The 15,350-nt window shown below is 51.7% G+C and carries 14 protein-coding genes and 1 pseudogene; 13 read left to right on the forward strand and 2 right to left on the reverse strand.

Features of this window, described 5'->3' with window-relative positions:
- The 6 genes from AB1I67_RS12790 (at position 1) to AB1I67_RS12815 (ending at position 4,874) form a co-directional block, all read left to right on the forward strand.
- Positions 1-1,173: a metallophosphoesterase gene (locus tag AB1I67_RS12790; RefSeq protein ID WP_367030254.1), complete on the forward strand. Its 1,173-nt coding sequence runs from the start codon at positions 1-3 to the stop codon at positions 1,171-1,173.
- Positions 1,174-1,600: 427 nt separating this feature from the next.
- Entirely contained in the window at positions 1,601-2,128 is a 528-nt protein-coding gene (locus tag AB1I67_RS12795) for a sporulation initiation factor Spo0A C-terminal domain-containing protein (RefSeq protein WP_367030255.1), read from the forward strand.
- Positions 2,091-2,543: a prepilin-type N-terminal cleavage/methylation domain-containing protein gene (locus tag AB1I67_RS12800; protein ID WP_367030256.1), complete on the forward strand. Its 453-nt coding sequence runs from the start codon at positions 2,091-2,093 to the stop codon at positions 2,541-2,543. Before AB1I67_RS12795 ends, AB1I67_RS12800 begins: the two co-directional genes overlap by 38 nt.
- A gap of 485 nt (positions 2,544-3,028) precedes the next feature.
- The gene (locus AB1I67_RS12805) at positions 3,029-3,292 is read left to right on the forward strand and encodes a CD3324 family protein (RefSeq protein WP_367030257.1); all 264 of its coding nucleotides are present in this window, start codon (positions 3,029-3,031) and stop codon (positions 3,290-3,292) included.
- A 220-nt stretch (positions 3,293-3,512) separates the two neighbouring features.
- Positions 3,513-4,151 carry a CatB-related O-acetyltransferase gene (locus AB1I67_RS12810; protein ID WP_367030258.1) on the forward strand — a complete coding sequence of 213 codons (639 nt, stop codon included), beginning with the start codon at positions 3,513-3,515 and terminating at the stop codon, positions 4,149-4,151.
- Between the two features lie 27 nt (positions 4,152-4,178).
- Positions 4,179-4,874, forward strand: a complete 696-nt coding sequence (locus AB1I67_RS12815) for a conjugal transfer protein (RefSeq protein WP_367030259.1) — start codon at positions 4,179-4,181, stop codon at positions 4,872-4,874.
- Positions 4,875-4,916: 42 nt separating this feature from the next.
- Here AB1I67_RS12815 and AB1I67_RS12820 read toward each other — a convergent pair whose 3' ends face one another.
- Positions 4,917-5,882, reverse strand: coding sequence for an alpha/beta hydrolase (locus tag AB1I67_RS12820; RefSeq protein WP_367030260.1), 966 nt, complete (start codon positions 5,880-5,882; stop codon positions 4,917-4,919).
- Between the two features lie 177 nt (positions 5,883-6,059).
- Between AB1I67_RS12820 and AB1I67_RS12825 the strand changes: the two genes are divergently transcribed.
- The 3 genes and pseudogenes from AB1I67_RS12825 (at position 6,060) to AB1I67_RS12835 (ending at position 8,402) form a co-directional block, all read left to right on the forward strand.
- Positions 6,060-6,269: a 4Fe-4S binding protein gene (locus tag AB1I67_RS12825; RefSeq protein ID WP_367030261.1), complete on the forward strand. Its 210-nt coding sequence runs from the start codon at positions 6,060-6,062 to the stop codon at positions 6,267-6,269.
- Positions 6,266-6,849, forward strand: a pseudogene (locus AB1I67_RS12830) (4Fe-4S binding protein). The gene AB1I67_RS12825 and the pseudogene AB1I67_RS12830 overlap by 4 nt, the downstream one beginning before the upstream one ends.
- A 101-nt stretch (positions 6,850-6,950) precedes the next feature.
- Entirely contained in the window at positions 6,951-8,402 is a 1,452-nt protein-coding gene (locus AB1I67_RS12835) for a DEAD/DEAH box helicase (RefSeq protein ID WP_367030262.1), read from the forward strand.
- 87 nt (positions 8,403-8,489) lie between these two features.
- Here the strand turns inward: AB1I67_RS12835 and AB1I67_RS12840 are convergent, their stop codons facing one another.
- Entirely contained in the window at positions 8,490-9,134 is a 645-nt protein-coding gene (locus AB1I67_RS12840; RefSeq protein WP_367030263.1) for a hypothetical protein, read from the reverse strand.
- 289 nt (positions 9,135-9,423) lie between these two features.
- Here AB1I67_RS12840 and AB1I67_RS12845 point away from each other — a divergent pair, with 289 nt between their 5' ends.
- From AB1I67_RS12845 to AB1I67_RS12860, 4 genes are all read left to right on the forward strand, one after another.
- Positions 9,424-10,452 (forward strand): beta-propeller fold lactonase family protein, encoded by a 1,029-nt coding sequence (locus tag AB1I67_RS12845; RefSeq protein WP_367030264.1) that lies wholly within the window; start codon positions 9,424-9,426, stop codon positions 10,450-10,452.
- On the forward strand, positions 10,449-11,870 hold the full coding sequence (gene gndA, locus AB1I67_RS12850; protein WP_367030265.1) for an NADP-dependent phosphogluconate dehydrogenase: 1,422 nt from the start codon (positions 10,449-10,451) through the stop codon (positions 11,868-11,870). Before AB1I67_RS12845 ends, gndA begins: the two co-directional genes overlap by 4 nt.
- 1 nt (position 11,871) lies before the next feature.
- Positions 11,872-13,263: a glucose-6-phosphate dehydrogenase gene (gene zwf / locus AB1I67_RS12855; RefSeq protein ID WP_367030266.1), complete on the forward strand. Its 1,392-nt coding sequence runs from the start codon at positions 11,872-11,874 to the stop codon at positions 13,261-13,263.
- Between the two features lie 371 nt (positions 13,264-13,634).
- Positions 13,635-15,284 carry a Na/Pi cotransporter family protein gene (locus tag AB1I67_RS12860; RefSeq protein ID WP_367032616.1) on the forward strand — a complete coding sequence of 550 codons (1,650 nt, stop codon included), beginning with the start codon at positions 13,635-13,637 and terminating at the stop codon, positions 15,282-15,284.
- Positions 15,285-15,350 lie beyond the last annotated feature (66 nt).

The following is a 15,350-nucleotide window of genomic DNA, read 5'->3' on the forward strand; positions in this document are numbered from 1 at the left end:
ATGCAGGTGTTTGTACTTATTCTTGGGCTGTCTGTATTTGTGAGCCTCTTTGCAAATGCGGGATTGAAGCTTTTTATTTGGCTGCGGCCTCTTTTAAGCGGCGTTAGTCCGCTTATATACGGCATTGCATATGGTGCAGTAGTTGTGGCGGTATTGGGGTCTTTTATCATCAGCCGCATCCCGGACAATGGGCTTCCACACATCCTGATTGCCGCCGGGCATTACATGCTGGGTTTCCTTGTATATCTGGTCATGCTGGTCAATATTGTGGATCTTTTGTTGTTTCTGGGCCGGATCATCCGTTTGTTTCCAGGATCTCTCCCGTCACAGGTGATGCTTGCGGCGGGAGGAGCGGTAATCCTGGTTGCGGCGGGGGTGTCGGTCTATGGGGCTGTCCACGGGCTTGCCATTCAGACACGAAGTTATGAGGTACAGCTTCGCCAGGCAGAGGGCACGGACGAAGGAGATATCCTCCAGATCGCGCTGATCAGCGACCTGCATCTGGGGTATATTGTTGATGGAAAACACCTTGAGAAAATTGTCACAGCGGTAAATGCAGCATCTCCGGATATTGTCTGTATCGCAGGGGATATTTTCGATGGTGATATTACTTCCCTGGAAGACGACAGCAAAGTTCAGCGTCTGTTTGGAGAATTTCGCGCACCCTACGGCGTTTATGCATGCCTTGGCAATCATGATGCAGGACCCGGTTATGAGCAGATGCAGGAGTTTTTGTCAGGCGCAGGAGTTTCTGTACTGCAGGATGAGGCGGTCGTGATCGACGGCCGGTTTGTGCTGGCAGGGCGCAGGGATTCTTCTCCTATCGGCAGCCAGGGAGACAGGCGGACGGAACTGACCCTGCCGGCACAGGCGGAAAATCTGCCCGTGATCGTGCTGGATCATCAACCGGGAAATATCGGCGAATATGATGCGGGTACGGACTTGATTCTTTGCGGACATACTCACCGCGGACAGATGTTTCCATTCAATCTGGTCACAAGCGCTGCATTCGATGTGGATTATGGGTATTATCAGAGACCGGAGGACGGAGTGCAGGTTGTGGTGACTTCCGGAGCCGGGACATGGGGACCTCCTCAGCGGGTAGCTACGGACAATGAGATCGTGATGATCCGCGCAGCACTTCCAGCAGCAGGCCCGGCAGAAATGAATTGAATATCGTTGGATATCTTATTATCCAGTTATGGAATACACCCTCAGCGGCAAATGAGGGTGTTCTTTTTTTTCTTATTTCAGCAGCTTTTCAAACTTCCAGCAAAAATGAAAATGGCGAAAACAGGCTGATTTTGGCGAAAATAGAGCTTGACAGATAATGCCTGGAAAAATTGGTCGGTTTTTTAGAAAAATTGGTAATACAAAAGGCTCCGCAGGCAGAGTTTATTTCTTGTAAATCCGGTACAATCTTCTTGAAGGAGGGCGACGTAATGTACCGTATCGATAAGCCGACTGCATAGGACCTTATCGGGAGTATAATATAATTGAACTATATGTGCAGGGTGTCGAATAATGTCGAGCAAAAACAGTTGATTTCCATGATTTTCCAAATTAACATTGCAACGAGGGAAAAGCGGGGGCAATTGCTATGTACGAAAGAAAAACAAAGAGTTTCCTGCAATATTTTGGGGTGGGTGATACCTATCTGGGCTTTCATTTCTGCGCATATAGCGTAAAGCTGGCAACGGAACATCCAGAGTGGCTTCGCAGTGTGACAAAGAGCATTTATCCGGAAGTGGCAAAGAAATTCGGGACAAGCTGCGGCTGCGTGGAGCGGAATATCAGAACAGTCGCGGAGGTGATCTGGCAAAAAGGCGGAAGAGAGTATTTTAAAAAGATGACGGGCCGTCCAACACCAGACCGGAGACCGACAAACTCAAAATTCCTGGAGCTGCTGGCAGGTTATGTACTGTCTGAAAATGATATAGACCCGGAAATGGATCATGATTTGCTGAACAACTGTGAGAGCCTGTATGATTGCCGGCAGAAGATCATCCGACTGGATAAAGAAAACAGGGAACTGCAGAGGACTGTAGACAGGATGCAGGATATGATTGGAGAATTGGAAAAGGAATTGAATGAATGCCGGAGACCAGATTCAGAAACGGATGAGTAAAGAGGTGAACAGGCAGGGATATACGCTGGTGGAACTCATAATCGTTCTTGTGATCCTGTCCATAATGGCAGCCATTACGGTCCCGCCTTTGACAGGTTTCATAGAACAGGCTGAGAAGGAGCGTTATGTGTTGGAGGCACAGGGCGTGCGGCGTGGGATCGAGTACTATCTGCTCGATCACTATGGTGAGGAGCTGGATACGATGGCCCTGTTGTTTGATTTTACATCGACCAGACTGGACTCACCGAAGAATCCGCTGGCAGGTTATCTTACTGTGGGTATTACCAAAGGGGCGAAACTGGAAGGGATGACTGTGGATACATCTGCGTGCAGGGTGGCCGGGATTATTTACCGGGTGGCTGGATACCGGATTGAGATTATAGAAGACGACATATCCGTAGACCGGGCAGATTAATCCCCTTTGAGTTTCCCCATTTTGCAGCGGCGTCGGGCGGCGGTCCGGATAAACAGGTTTTTGTTCCGGTTTCAGTCTTAAGAAAATGTAAGCCCTCAGAATTTTCTTAAAAACCTGCCAGTGGAAGGGGCAACTCGCTAACGCTCAGACAACCCCTCCGCTGTCAGAACAGAAAATCCTGATGACTAACATCTTCTAGAGAACTGCAAAGTCACAAAAACCTGTTTATCCGGACCGCCGCCCGCCGCCGCAAAATGCGGAAACTCAAGAAATCTCCGGCTTGCCAAACCACATAAAAATCGGTATAATATTTTGTGAAAACGAAGATTGTAAGCACTGGAAAGAAGGATCAGGATGGGTAAGCAAAACGAAGTATGGCTCCATGCGGAACTGGCATACAGCGACGCCTGCATGGAGTAGTGACTGGTCGCTGAACAGATATGCCGGTTCTGCCGTTAGATGATATGCATACGGAGGGAGCCAGCATGAAATATATAAACGCAAGATCAGTTCTTCCGGACAGTCTGATCAGGGAGCTGCAGGATTACATCCAGGGAGGGTACCTTTATATACCTGCGGACCAGGGACAGCAGAAGCGCTGGGGAGAATTATCCGGGTACCGGAGAGAATTGCAGATAAGAAATAAAAAGATTATAAATGATTACCGGGATGGACTTTCCATGGAGGTTTTAGCAGACAGATATTGTTTATCTGTCTACACCATCCGGAAGATCATTTACCAGAAATAACGGTGGGAGGCCGCCGCGCTGAGGGATCAGAGATACCAGCGCGGCGGTCTCTCTCTGCATATACAGGGAAAAACGATGTCTGATCTTGTAGAAGGATAGCGAAGGAGCCGTGACCAAGAACAGTGCAGAATTGTCTGGTGTATTGAAATGGTGCGGAACAGGGCATAGAATATAGAGGTACAGCAATCGGCTGAATGATAAACAACAAGGGAGAAGAACTATGAACAGGGAAGAAGATCAGATTTATCCCCGCACGGGAGACCGGGAGACGGTTTATCTCAAAAATGTCATTACGGATTCCAGTATAGAAGTAGGGGAATACACCATGTACAATGATTTTATCCATGATCCGGTGATGTTTGAAAAAAATAATGTATTTTACCATTATCCCATCAATCACGACAGGCTGGTGATCGGGAAATTCTGCTCCATCGCATGTGGCGCAAAATTCCTTTTCAACAGCGCCAACCATACCCTGAAATCCCTGTCCACCTATCCATTTCCTCTGTTTTTTGAAGAATGGGGGCTGGACCGGGCGCATGTTACGGATTCCTGGGACAATAAAGGGGACATTGTGATTGGGAATGATGTGTGGATCGGGTATGAAGCGGTGGTGATGGCTGGGGTTACCATCGGTGACGGGGCGGTCATTGGAAGCCGTGCGGTGGTGACGAAAGATGTGCCTCCGTATACGATCGTGGGCGGAGTTCCGGCCAGGCCGATCAGGCGCCGTTTTCCGGAAGAGATGGTCCTGGCCCTGCTTGAGATCAAGTGGTGGGACTGGCCGAAGGAAAAAATTACAGAATATCTCGCAGCGATCCAAACTGGGGATATCGACAGGCTGACGAAGCAGGATTAATTTGTTTAAGATCAGGAGGAAAAGATCATGTGCACAAGATTTATTTATAATGGGAAGGATACCATAAGCGGATTTAACTTTGAAATCGACCTTTCTGTGTGGGAGCATACGGTCATCAAGGATACCGACCGGTTTTATATTGGGATCAAAAGGCCGGATGGTGAGTATCACTCCTTTCATGGAGTTAACAAAAACGGAAATGTGGGGACCCTGCTCTATGTACATGGAAACGCGGCAGGGGAATATTCTGAAAGCGGTCAGTGCTGCACCATTGCAGATCTGACAGAGCAGTTTATAAAAGGTGAGATTTCCCTGGATGACGCCCTGGACATCGTCGAGAGGAAAAAGCTTGTCTATGCGCCGGACGCCACGATGCAGGCCATGTTGTCGGACGCAGGGGGACGTGCGCTGATCATCGAACCGGGAATTGGTTACCGGCTGGAAAAGAACAGGTATTCGCTGATCACCAATTATTCCCTGCTGCAGCCGGAGACAACGAAGCCATTTCTCGTTCCTGGGGATGACCGGTATGAGAGGACAAGAAAACTGCTGGATGGCTTCGGAGTGGATTTTTCAGCCTCTGATGCACTTGGCGTGCTGAGGGAAGTGCATCAGGAGGGCGAGTGGGCAACCAGGGTTACGTTTGTCTATTCGGTGAAGGAAAAGCGGGTGTACTATGTGCTGGATAATGAGTTTGATAAGGTTTTTGAGGCTGGGTTTTAAGTATGGCCCAACGGCGCCTTCTAAAACTGTGGGAGCGGCATTTCACATGGCGAATGAGTTTTTCCGGTTGATCCATGCGGTGGAGGCGTCCATGGCTGTACGGCAGGCATTTGTCTGATCCAGAGAATTGAGCATGACAAAATCATGGATAATACCCTGTACCCTTATGGCGGTGACCTCCACACCTGCACAACGTAGTTTTTCGGCGTATGCCTCTCCTTCACTGCGGAGCACATCTGCCTGGCCGTTTATGATCATGGCCTCGGGGAGGCCTTTGAGGATCTGGGTGTCAGCACGCAGAGGAGAAGCGGTGATCTGGCTGCGTTCTGCCTCGCAGGAGGTGTACTGCTGCCAGAACCACTGCATTCCAGCACGGTACAGGTAATAATCCACAGCGAACTTACAGTAACTGGGGGTGTCAAAGCAGGCGTTTGTCACCGGATAGTACAAAAGCTGTTTTTGAATGTAGGGGCCGCCCCTCATTTTAGCCATAAGAGTCATGGCGATCGTCATATTTCCTCCCACACTGTCCCCGGCCACTGTCAGGGTGCGCCGGTCGATATCTGGGAAGGAGGGAGAGAGGATATCCCACAGCCGGGAAAGTATAGAATAGCATTGTTCGATAGCAGTCGGGTACTTTGCTTCTGGGGAACGGGAATATTCCGGGAAGACTACGAGAGAGTTGGTTCTTGCAGCCAGCTCTCTTACCAGTTTTTCATGAGTGTGGAAGCTTCCGAACACCCATCCGGCGCCATGGATGAAAAAGATCACATTTTGAATGGGAAGCGGACATTGGGGTGAGATAAAATAAACCGGTATGGCTCCCCAGCTGCCGGTATCAATCGTGCAGGCTGCGATATTTGCCGGGTATTTATATACCGGCGCGTCCTGTGCCTGCTCCAGAACTTCCCGTCCCTGGGCGGGAGGAAGCTGGAAGATCAGCGGGGGGACCGCGCTTTGGTCACAGACTGCCTCTGCCGCTTCTTCCAGTGGAACACATCGTTTCATAAAATTTCTCCTTAAACCTGTAAGATCTCTTAACAGGGTAAGCAAGAGAACAGGTCCGATTTCCAGAAACATATGTAAATTACATGGCACGTTTCTGCAGGTTGTCTGTAACATAGTCACGGAAAAATATCTTTCTGTACTGTATGTTAGATACAAGAAAACAGGGAGGTATTTTTTATGTCTGATAAAAGAAAATTGAAAAAGGCATTTGTTTCCCGAACGGAATGTGTGGCATGCGGCTGCTGTGTGAAGGTGTGTCCCAGAGCGGCAATCCATATTGTAAAGGGGATCTTTGCGGACATCGACCAGGAGCTGTGCGTTGGCTGCGGCAAGTGCGTCCGGGAATGCCCGGCATCTGTGATCGAGGTAAGGGAGGAGGCATCATGAAAAAACACTGGTATGACTATCTCTGGATATTTTCCACGGCATATCTGCTGCTGGGTTTTTGGAATATCCTTTTTGCCTGGTTGGGACTGCTGTGCTTTTTCATTCCGCTGATCATGTCCATTGCAGGCGGCGGCAAAGGATACTGCAACCGTTATTGCGGGCGCGGGCAGCTTTTTCACTGCTGGGCGGACGGTTTGGCCTGTCCCGCAGAAAAGACCCGCCCAAATTCCTGCGCAGCAAATGGTTCCGGTACGGATTTTTGGTCTTCTTTTTTATTATGTTTTTCCAGATGCTGTGGAATACCTGGCTGGTCTTTAGCGGGGTGCACAGCCTGCGGCAAGTGGTGACGCTTCTGTGGACCTTCAAGCTGCCATGGCACTGGGCGTACCATGGGACGGCGGTTGCGCCGTGGGTCGTCCAGTTTGGATTTGGATTTTACAGCGTCATGCTGACTTCTACAGTGCTGGGCATGATCACGATGGCGCTTTTTAAACCAAGATCCTGGTGTGTTTACTGTCCCATGGGGACCATGACGCAGCTGATCTGCAAGGTAAGGGATGGCAAAAAGGTGGATTTATGATATACTCTGATAAGCGGTGGAGAAAACGGAAGGTTTTCCTGCTGTAAATCAAACGGAGAGAGGACCGGTCTGTGAGTGCGGCTGGCCTTAAAGGATCATAAATGAAACCACAACATACAGAAACAAATAAATTTTCCCAGTATCCACTTTCAGATGAGATCGTGGAGGCGCTGACCCTGTTAGGATATACAGAGCCAACCCCCATCCAGCAGGAGGCCATCCCCCTGATCCTGGAGGGAAAGGATTTAGCCGCCAAATCCCAGACCGGCACCGGAAAGACGGCAGCGTTTGCCATTCCCGTCTGCGAGAAGATCATCTGGGAGGAAAATCTTCCCCAGGCCCTGGTTTTGGAGCCTACACGGGAGCTGGCGGTGCAGGTGCGGGATGAGATATTTTACATCGGGAGAAAAAAGCGGCTGAAGGTTCCTGCCGTGTTCGGCGGCTTCCCCATCGACAAGCAGATCCAGACCCTGCGGCAAAAGTCCCATGTAGTAGTGGGAACACCGGGGCGTGTGATGGATCTGGTACGCCGGGAAAGCTTGAAGCTCAGCCAGGTGGGGTGCCTTGTCATCGATGAGGCGGATCTGATGTTGGATATGGGATTTTTGGAGGATGTGAAACAGATCATATCACTGCTTCCGCCGGGACGGCAGATCTTACTGTTTTCCGCCACCTTGGAAAAATCCGTAAAGACCCTGATCGAGGAGTATATGACAGATGCGGTGTCCGTCATCCATGAATCTGAGACAGAAACAGCGCCGGAGATCGGGCATGTGGTTTACGAGGTGGAGACAGACGATAAATACAGCGTATTTCTCAAGATACTGATGCAGGAAAATCCGGAGAGCTGCATGATCTTCTGCGGGACAAGGGAGATGGTGAACGTCCTGTATCAAAAGCTGAAGCGGGACCGTATAGCCTGCGGGATGATCCATGGAGAGATGGAACAGCGGGACCGGTTAAGGACCATCGACCAGTTCCGCACGGGCGGCATCCGCTATCTGATCGCCACGGACGTGGCTTCCAGAGGCGTTGATTTTGAGAATATGACCCATGTGATCAACTATGATTTCCCTACAGGCAGGGAGACCTACGTCCACCGTTCAGGCAGGACGGGGCGGAATGGAAGATGCGGGAAAGCGATCAGCCTGGTGTGCCCGTTGGACGAGAATATGAGAAGACAGGTGGAAGCGTACATCGGCATGGAGCTTCCTGTCCAGGAGTGCCCACAGGTAAACGAGACGGATCGCAAACGGTTTTGGGAAAGCCAGAAGAGGACGGTGAAGCCGAAGGCGAGAAAGGGCGCGGCCCTCAACAAGGCCATAACCCGGCTGTCCATCGGAGGCGGCAGAAAGTCCAAGATGCGGTCCGGGGATATTGTGGGAGCTGTCTGCAGTATCGATACCATGAGCCCGGAGGATATCGGGATCATTGATGTCAGGGACAGCCTGACTTATGTGGAGATCTTAAACGGAAAGGGCAGCCTGGTTTTGGAGGCATTGCAGGACAAGCCGATCAAAGGAAAACTCAGGAAGGTGAGAGTGTCCAGATAAACGGTACAATAACAGAATAGAGGTCAGATCAAAAAAAGCGCAGGTTTTTGTCCCTGCGCTTTTATAATCCCATGAACATGCAGATACTTACAGTACCTGGATGCGGAATGCCGTCGTCTGCGGCGGAATGCTTGCCGTCTGGAAGTTTGCGTGGGTGATCCGGACTGTCTGGCCGGGGCGCAGCAGCCTTAAGGGGATCGGAAGCCCGTTCCGGTTCTGGATCAGGGTTGAATTCGTCACGACGTATCGTGTCTGGCTGTTTAAATTGCCCGGAGTACCGGTATAGAGAAGATTGTTGGCTGCATCCACCCTTGCGATCCGTCCTGTGGTCGTATTGGTGCGGGGCGGGAAAGTCTGCGGCGGAACTATTTGAGGCGGAAAGGTCTGAGGCGGGCGGGTTTGGGGCGTACGCCTTACAATGATCATGAATGCATTCGCCTGAGGTGGGATGCTCCTGGTCATGGCGGAGGAGAAGGTTACGTCGATCCACATCCCCTTCCGCAGATCACAAAAACACATCGGCAGGCCGGACTGGTTCAGGATAACGGTATTGTTATTTATATTCAGTTGAAGTTGTTCTATGGAAGTCAATCCATTTGGCATGGAAGAAGAGTAGGAGATTATGATATATCCGGTGTTCCTGGTAGAAAAAGAAACGTCCTCCACCAGCGCATTGTTGATCCGCAGGAAATTGCCCTGCCGGATGATGGAACCTCTGTTGTCGTTAGCCATCTTTTACCTCATGAAAAAGAAAATATGTTTCTATATTATATGACCAGCAAGCCAGATGTTTCGGAAAATGGAGGAAAACACGCGGATCAGGAACCGGAACCTAAAAATAATTTAAATAAACGTTGACTTTATAAACTGTTACTATTATAATAACAGATATAAAAATAAAACAGATTGGGCGGTGAGCGTATGTGTTCAGAGATGAAAGAATTGCAGAAGCAGGAAGCTGCGAAAGCGGCAGCGGCTCAACTGTGTATTATTTGATTCCAGGACAGGAGGAAAAGATAAGATGACATCGAATGCTATAGACGGATATATCGGGACATACTATTCAGAGAAGAGCAGGGGGATCTACCATTTCTCTTTCGATCCGGAGAGCGGCAGGATGACGGAGCCGGAGCTGTTTTACGAAGCGCCCAATGCAAAGTGGGTCTCGGCGGAGGGCAATTGCCTGGCTGTGCCGGTTGAGCGGCAGGGACGTGCGGGAACCTGTTTTCTGGAACTGGTGGACGGTGCGGTGAGCCGGGAGGAGGAGATCCTTAAGGAGCATCAGACGCCGTGTTATATCCTGCAGAAGGACGGTTATGTATATACGGCCAATTACCACGAGGGAAATGTGATGGTGTATCATCTGGGAGCGGGAAAGCCATCCCTGGTGAAACGGATAGAAAACGGAGAGCGGGCGGGCTGTCACCAGATCCTGCTGCATGAGGGGGATCTGATGGTCCCCTGTCTGGAACAGGACCGGATTCGGATCTTTGACAGAAAGCGCGGCTTTGAACCGGCCGGAGAGATCCGGTTTCCGGAGGGCAGCGGCCCCAGACATGGTGTTTTTAACCGGGAGCATACCAGATTCTATGTGGTGAGCGAGTGGAGCAATGAGCTGTTTTTGTTCACCGTGAAAGGGCGCGGGTTTATACTGGACCGGGTCCTGCCCGTTCTGCCTGAGGATGGGAAGGAGAGAAACGCTGACGCGGCGTCGGCAGCCATCAGGCTTGCGGGGAATGAACGGTTTTTGTATATTTCCGTCAGGGGAGCCGACCTTGTGGCGGTGTTTGAAATCAGGGAAGATGCGGCAGCGGGCACCAGGATCAGGCCCATCCAGTATGTATCCTGCGGAGGGGTGCATCCGAGGGATATGATCTTAAGCGCCGATGAACGGTTTTTGCTTGTGGTGAACCGTTATGAGGGCGGGATCGTATGTATGGAGAGAGATATGGAAAGCGGGCTTTTAGGAGCGGTCCGGCACCGCATTCTTTTACCGGAGGGTGTGGCGCTGGCATTTGGAAAGAAGGACAGACAGGAGGCAGTCATATGAGAGAACATAGTGGGAACAGGACAGAGATCGGGGTGATCGGGCTGGCGGTGATGGGCAGAAGCCTTGCCCTCAATATGGCGGATCATGGATTTAAGGTGGGCGGCTACAACCGGAGCAGAGCGGTGACGGATGCAGTGGCGGCGGAGCATCCTCATGAGAATTTTGTGCCGTTTTACGATCTGGAGGAGCTGGTGCGGTCCCAGGACAGGCCGCGGAAATTCCTCATTATGGTCAAGGCGGGGAAGCCTGTAGATATGGTCATCGGGCAGCTGGTCCCGCTTCTTGAGGAGGGGGATGTGATCCTGGACGGCGGGAACTCATTTTTTGAAGATACAAGGAGACGGGAAAAAGCCTTAAAGGAAAAGGGGATCTATTATTTTGGCACGGGGGTTTCCGGCGGGGAGATGGGAGCCAGGTTCGGCCCGTCCATTATGCCGGGCGGGGACAGAGAAGCTTATGGGTACATTGCTCCGATTCTGGAGGCGATCGCGGCGAAGGCCCAGGGAGAGCCGTGCTGTGCCTATATGGGTGCGGACGGCGCGGGACATTATGTGAAAATGGTCCACAACGGGATTGAGTATGCGGATATGCAGCTGATCGCGGAGGCTTACCTGCTTTTAAAATATGCCGGAGGATTTAAAAACCGGGAGCTGGCAGAAGTATTCTCTGAGTGGAATGAAGGGGAGCTGAAAAGCTACCTGATCGGGATCACCGCAGATATTTTCCGGGAGAAGGATGATTTCTCAGACGGGGAGCTGGTGGATTATATCGCGGACAGCGCGGGGCAGAAGGGGACCGGCCGGTGGACCAGCCTGGAATCCTTAAAGCAGGGGGTGAACGTGTCCATGATCACGGCAGCCTGCAACGCCAGGATCATGTCAAACCGTTTAAAAGAGAGGAACGAGGCGAGAACTCTGTTTGAAGCTCCGGAAGTGAAAACTGCGGAGGACAAAAAGGCATTCGGGGAGATGGTGAAAAAAGGGCTTTATACGGCAAAGATCGCGGCCTATGCCCAGGGCTTTGACCTTCTGTCCCACGCATCCGCAGAGTATGGCTGGGAGCTGGATTTTGGCAGGATCGCGGCGATCTTCCGGGCGGGCTGCATTATCCAGGCCCGGTTCCTGGATGATATCACAAGAGCATTCGGAAGAAACAGGGAGCTGCAAAATCTGATGATGGATCCGTTTTTCCGGGACGGGATCAACCGTGGACAGGAGAGCCTGAGAAATATTTTGAGTACGGGTATATTAAGTGGGATTCCCGTGCCGGCCATGAGCCAGGCGGCGGCGTATATTGACGCGTTCCGCGGAATGCCGGTGGGCGCGAACTTGATCCAGGCCCAGAGGGATTGTTTTGGAGCCCATACCTATGAGCGGACGGACCGGGAGGGAACATTCCATCACGAGTGGAGGGTTTAACATGGAAAAAGAACAGGTATTTACAATCTTTGGAGGGACCGGGGATCTGACCTTCAGAAAGCTTTTGCCGGCCCTTTACAATATTGAGGCGGCAGAGGACAAGGAGCTTTGTACCAGGATCGTGATCATCGGAAGGCGGGATTATACCAGCGAGATGTACCGGGATCTGGCTAAAGGATGGGTAGAGAAGTTTGCAAGGCTGCGTTTCCGTGAGGAGATATACAAAAAGCTGGCGGGCAAGATCGTATATTATCACATGGATTTTACAGATGAGGATGCTTATAAGGGGCTTGACGCCTTTTATAAGAGCATGAAAGCGGAAAATCATATTTTTTATTTCGCGGTTGCACCCAGATTTTTTGGCACCATTGTCAATGGGCTTCAGAAGGTAGAAGGAGCCGGGGACGGCAAGGCTGTGATAGAAAAGCCATTCGGGGAAAATCTCCCGGCTGCTGCCGGGCTTAATAAAGCGATGGAGGCGTTTTTCAGACCGGACCATATTTACCGGATCGATCATTATCTTGGAAAAGAGATGGTGCGGAATATTCAGATCATCCGCTTTGCAAACCCCATATTCAGCAATGTATGGGACGCGGACCATGTTGCCTGCATCCAGATCTCAGCGCTGGAGGAGGTGGGGGTGGAGACCAGGGGCGGTTATTATGACCACAGCGGGGCCTTAAAGGATATGGTGCAGAACCACCTGTTCCAGATCCTCTCCATTGTGGCGATGGAACGTCCGGCAAGCCTTGCGGTGGAGGATATGCACAAGGAGCAGATCCGGGTACTGCAGTCCCTCCACGTACCGGAGGATATCGCAAAGGACATGGTGCTGGGCCAATACGAGGGTTACCGCAGTGAGCCGTCTGTGGATCCGGATTCGGCAACGGAGACTTACGCCGCCCTGCGGCTTTTCGTGGACAATGACAGGTGGCGGGGGATGCCCTTCTATGTCCGCACCGGGAAAAAACTCGGAAAGCGTGAGATGGAGGTGGCGGTTGTATTTAAAAGCCCCGCAGAGGGCGTGGAGCCGGATATCTTAAATATCAAGATCCAGCCTACGGAGGGCGTATATCTTCAGTTCAACATCAAGCGGCCGGGGGAGACAGAAGAGATCGTTCAGGCAAAGATGGATTTCTGCCAGAACTGTTCTCTGGCGAACCGGATGAATACGCCGGAGGCTTATGAGCGGCTGCTTAGCTCATGTATGCGGGGGGAGCGCTCCTGGTTCTCCCAGTGGGACCAGGTGGAGACCAGCTGGAAGTTCGTGGATCAGGTGCGGGAAGCGTACCGCGAAAAAGGGCTTCCGGCATACCCTTACAGCCAGGGCAGCAGCGGCCCGGAGGAGGCGGACAGGCTTCTTTCTCAGCACGGACACAGCTGGTTTGAGTAGTACCGCAATCAGAGATGAGGTGGAGCGCCGCGGATGGTGAACCCACATAAAAATGCTGTTAAAATCATACCGTCCGCATTGACAGAAGAGGGAAATGACCCATATAATGGCATCGTAATCGGAGGAATACCAGCCTTTGGAAAGGATGACCGGCATATATGGAAGTGACTGGCAATGATGGCGGCTTAGGCTGTCACAACGGCAGACAGATATTTCAGCATAAACATGCAGCAGAATAGAGGGCATAACCCGCGCCTTAGAGAACGCGGGCTATGTCTTTTTGTATTCTGGTAAAGTTACAGAATATGCGGCAGACTGATGAAAGGTGGCGCTCCGTGAACATCACGGATACAGGGAGGGAAAAATTGAAGATGCAATCGGTTTTCGGCCTGCTGGGCGGGCTGGCATTGTTTTTGTATGGAATGCAGATGATGAGCGTGAATCTGGAGACTGCGGCAGGCAGCCGCATGAAGCAGATCCTGGAGAAGCTGACGGCCAACCGGCTGCTGGGGGTCTGCGTCGGGGCGGGCATCACTGCGGTGATCCAGTCCTCGTCGGCGACAACGGTCATGGTGGTGGGGTTTGTCAATTCCGGGCTTATGACTTTAAAGCAGGCGGTCTGGATCATCATGGGCGCCAATATCGGCACGACGATCACCGGGCAGCTGATCGCTCTGGACATCGGCGCGCTGGCGCCGCTCATCACCTTTGTGGGTGTGGCGCTGGTCTTATTTGTCAAAAGAAAGAATATCCAGTTTGCAGGCGGGATCGTGGCTGGTCTGGGTATCCTCTTTTTAGGGATGGGAATGATGGGGGACGCGTTGGTTCCCATGCAGGATTCAAAAGCCTTTGTACAGCTGATGACCACTTTTTCCAATCCATTTTTAGGGATCCTGGCAGGAGCCGCTTTTACTGCAGTCATCCAGTCCTCGTCGGCTTCGGTGGGAATCCTGCAGGCGCTGATGGTGAGCGGGCTGATCGGGATTGACAGTGCTGTGTTTGTACTGTTCGGACAGAATATAGGGACCTGCATCACAGCTGCACTGGCATCCATCGGGGCGAGCCGGGATGCCAAACGCGCTACGCTGATCCATCTGATGTTTAATATGATCGGTACGGCGGTATTTACCATGATCTGCCTGGTCTGGCCCTTTGCCCACATGGTGGCGGGCCTCACGCCGGACAACCCTGCCGCGCAGCTCGCCAATGTGCACACCCTGTTTAACGTGGCTACCACCTTGATGCTGCTGCCTTTTGGCGCGCAGCTTGCGTGGCTGGCGAGAAAGCTTCTGCCGGATAAGCCGCGTCAGCAGGCGGAGGAGGAGCGCTGGTTCGAGGAGCTTTTGTCCTCCGATCATGTTCTGGGCGTGTCAGTGATCGCGAGAAAGCAGCTGAATGAAGACATTGGCCGTATGGTACGTCTGGCCGCAGAGAATGTAGAGAAGAGCTTTTTGGCGTTTGAGGAGAAAAGCCGGGAGGAGCTGGAGAGAATCTGGGAACGGGAGAATACGATCGATCTTATGAATGCCCGGCTGTCAAGGAAGATCTCGAAAGTTCTCACGGTGGAGCATTCTCCATATGAGGTGGATGCCCTGCACCGCATGTTTACGATCACGGGAAATGTGGAGCGGATCGGGGATCACGCGAAAAATATTGCGGGTTATGCGGAAACGATGATGGAGCAGGGGCTGGAGTTATCTGAGCAGGCGAAAGCGGAGCTTGCGCTGATGCGGATATCCTGCAGCCGGGCCATGGGGCTTCTCTGTGATACGGGATGGATGGGGACTGAAGAATGGTTCGGTGGTAACGGGCAGGAGGAAATCCAGAGCAGGGTGCGGCTTGCGGGGGAACTGGAGCAGTATATAGATGATCAGGCCGAGGAATTCCGCGCCAACCAGATCCGGCGCATGGGTAACGGAAAGTGCCATGTGGAAACTTCCATCCTTTATTCGGAGATCCTGACGGATTTTGAGCGGATCGGGGATCATGTGCTGAATATTGCGCGGGCGGGGAGAGGATGACAAGAATTAAATTGACGATGGGCAGCTGGTTATGTTACTATGAAACAAAATCAGTACTTGTTTTCT

This window comes from Clostridium sp. AN503 (genome assembly GCF_040719375.1).
In the GTDB taxonomy this organism is placed as follows: domain Bacteria; phylum Bacillota; class Clostridia; order Lachnospirales; family Lachnospiraceae; genus Brotaphodocola.

What these genes read in the sequence shown, in the direction of transcription:
- AB1I67_RS12790 (WP_367030254.1), top strand. Translation starts at nt 1, where the DNA reads ATGCAGGTGTTTGTACTTATTCTTGGGCTGTCTGTATTTGTGAGCCTC.
- AB1I67_RS12795 (WP_367030255.1), top strand. Translation starts at nt 1,601, where the DNA reads ATGTACGAAAGAAAAACAAAGAGTTTCCTGCAATATTTTGGGGTGGGT.
- AB1I67_RS12800 (WP_367030256.1), top strand. Translation starts at nt 2,091, where the DNA reads ATGAATGCCGGAGACCAGATTCAGAAACGGATGAGTAAAGAGGTGAAC.
- AB1I67_RS12805 (WP_367030257.1), top strand. Translation starts at nt 3,029, where the DNA reads ATGAAATATATAAACGCAAGATCAGTTCTTCCGGACAGTCTGATCAGG.
- AB1I67_RS12810 (WP_367030258.1), top strand. Translation starts at nt 3,513, where the DNA reads ATGAACAGGGAAGAAGATCAGATTTATCCCCGCACGGGAGACCGGGAG.
- AB1I67_RS12815 (WP_367030259.1), top strand. Translation starts at nt 4,179, where the DNA reads ATGTGCACAAGATTTATTTATAATGGGAAGGATACCATAAGCGGATTT.
- AB1I67_RS12820 (WP_367030260.1), bottom strand. Translation starts at nt 5,882, where the DNA reads ATGAAACGATGTGTTCCACTGGAAGAAGCGGCAGAGGCAGTCTGTGAC.
- AB1I67_RS12825 (WP_367030261.1), top strand. Translation starts at nt 6,060, where the DNA reads ATGTCTGATAAAAGAAAATTGAAAAAGGCATTTGTTTCCCGAACGGAA.
- AB1I67_RS12835 (WP_367030262.1), top strand. Translation starts at nt 6,951, where the DNA reads ATGAAACCACAACATACAGAAACAAATAAATTTTCCCAGTATCCACTT.
- AB1I67_RS12840 (WP_367030263.1), bottom strand. Translation starts at nt 9,134, where the DNA reads ATGGCTAACGACAACAGAGGTTCCATCATCCGGCAGGGCAATTTCCTG.
- AB1I67_RS12845 (WP_367030264.1), top strand. Translation starts at nt 9,424, where the DNA reads ATGACATCGAATGCTATAGACGGATATATCGGGACATACTATTCAGAG.
- gndA (WP_367030265.1), top strand. Translation starts at nt 10,449, where the DNA reads ATGAGAGAACATAGTGGGAACAGGACAGAGATCGGGGTGATCGGGCTG.
- zwf (WP_367030266.1), top strand. Translation starts at nt 11,872, where the DNA reads ATGGAAAAAGAACAGGTATTTACAATCTTTGGAGGGACCGGGGATCTG.
- AB1I67_RS12860 (WP_367032616.1), top strand. Translation starts at nt 13,635, where the DNA reads ATGCAATCGGTTTTCGGCCTGCTGGGCGGGCTGGCATTGTTTTTGTAT.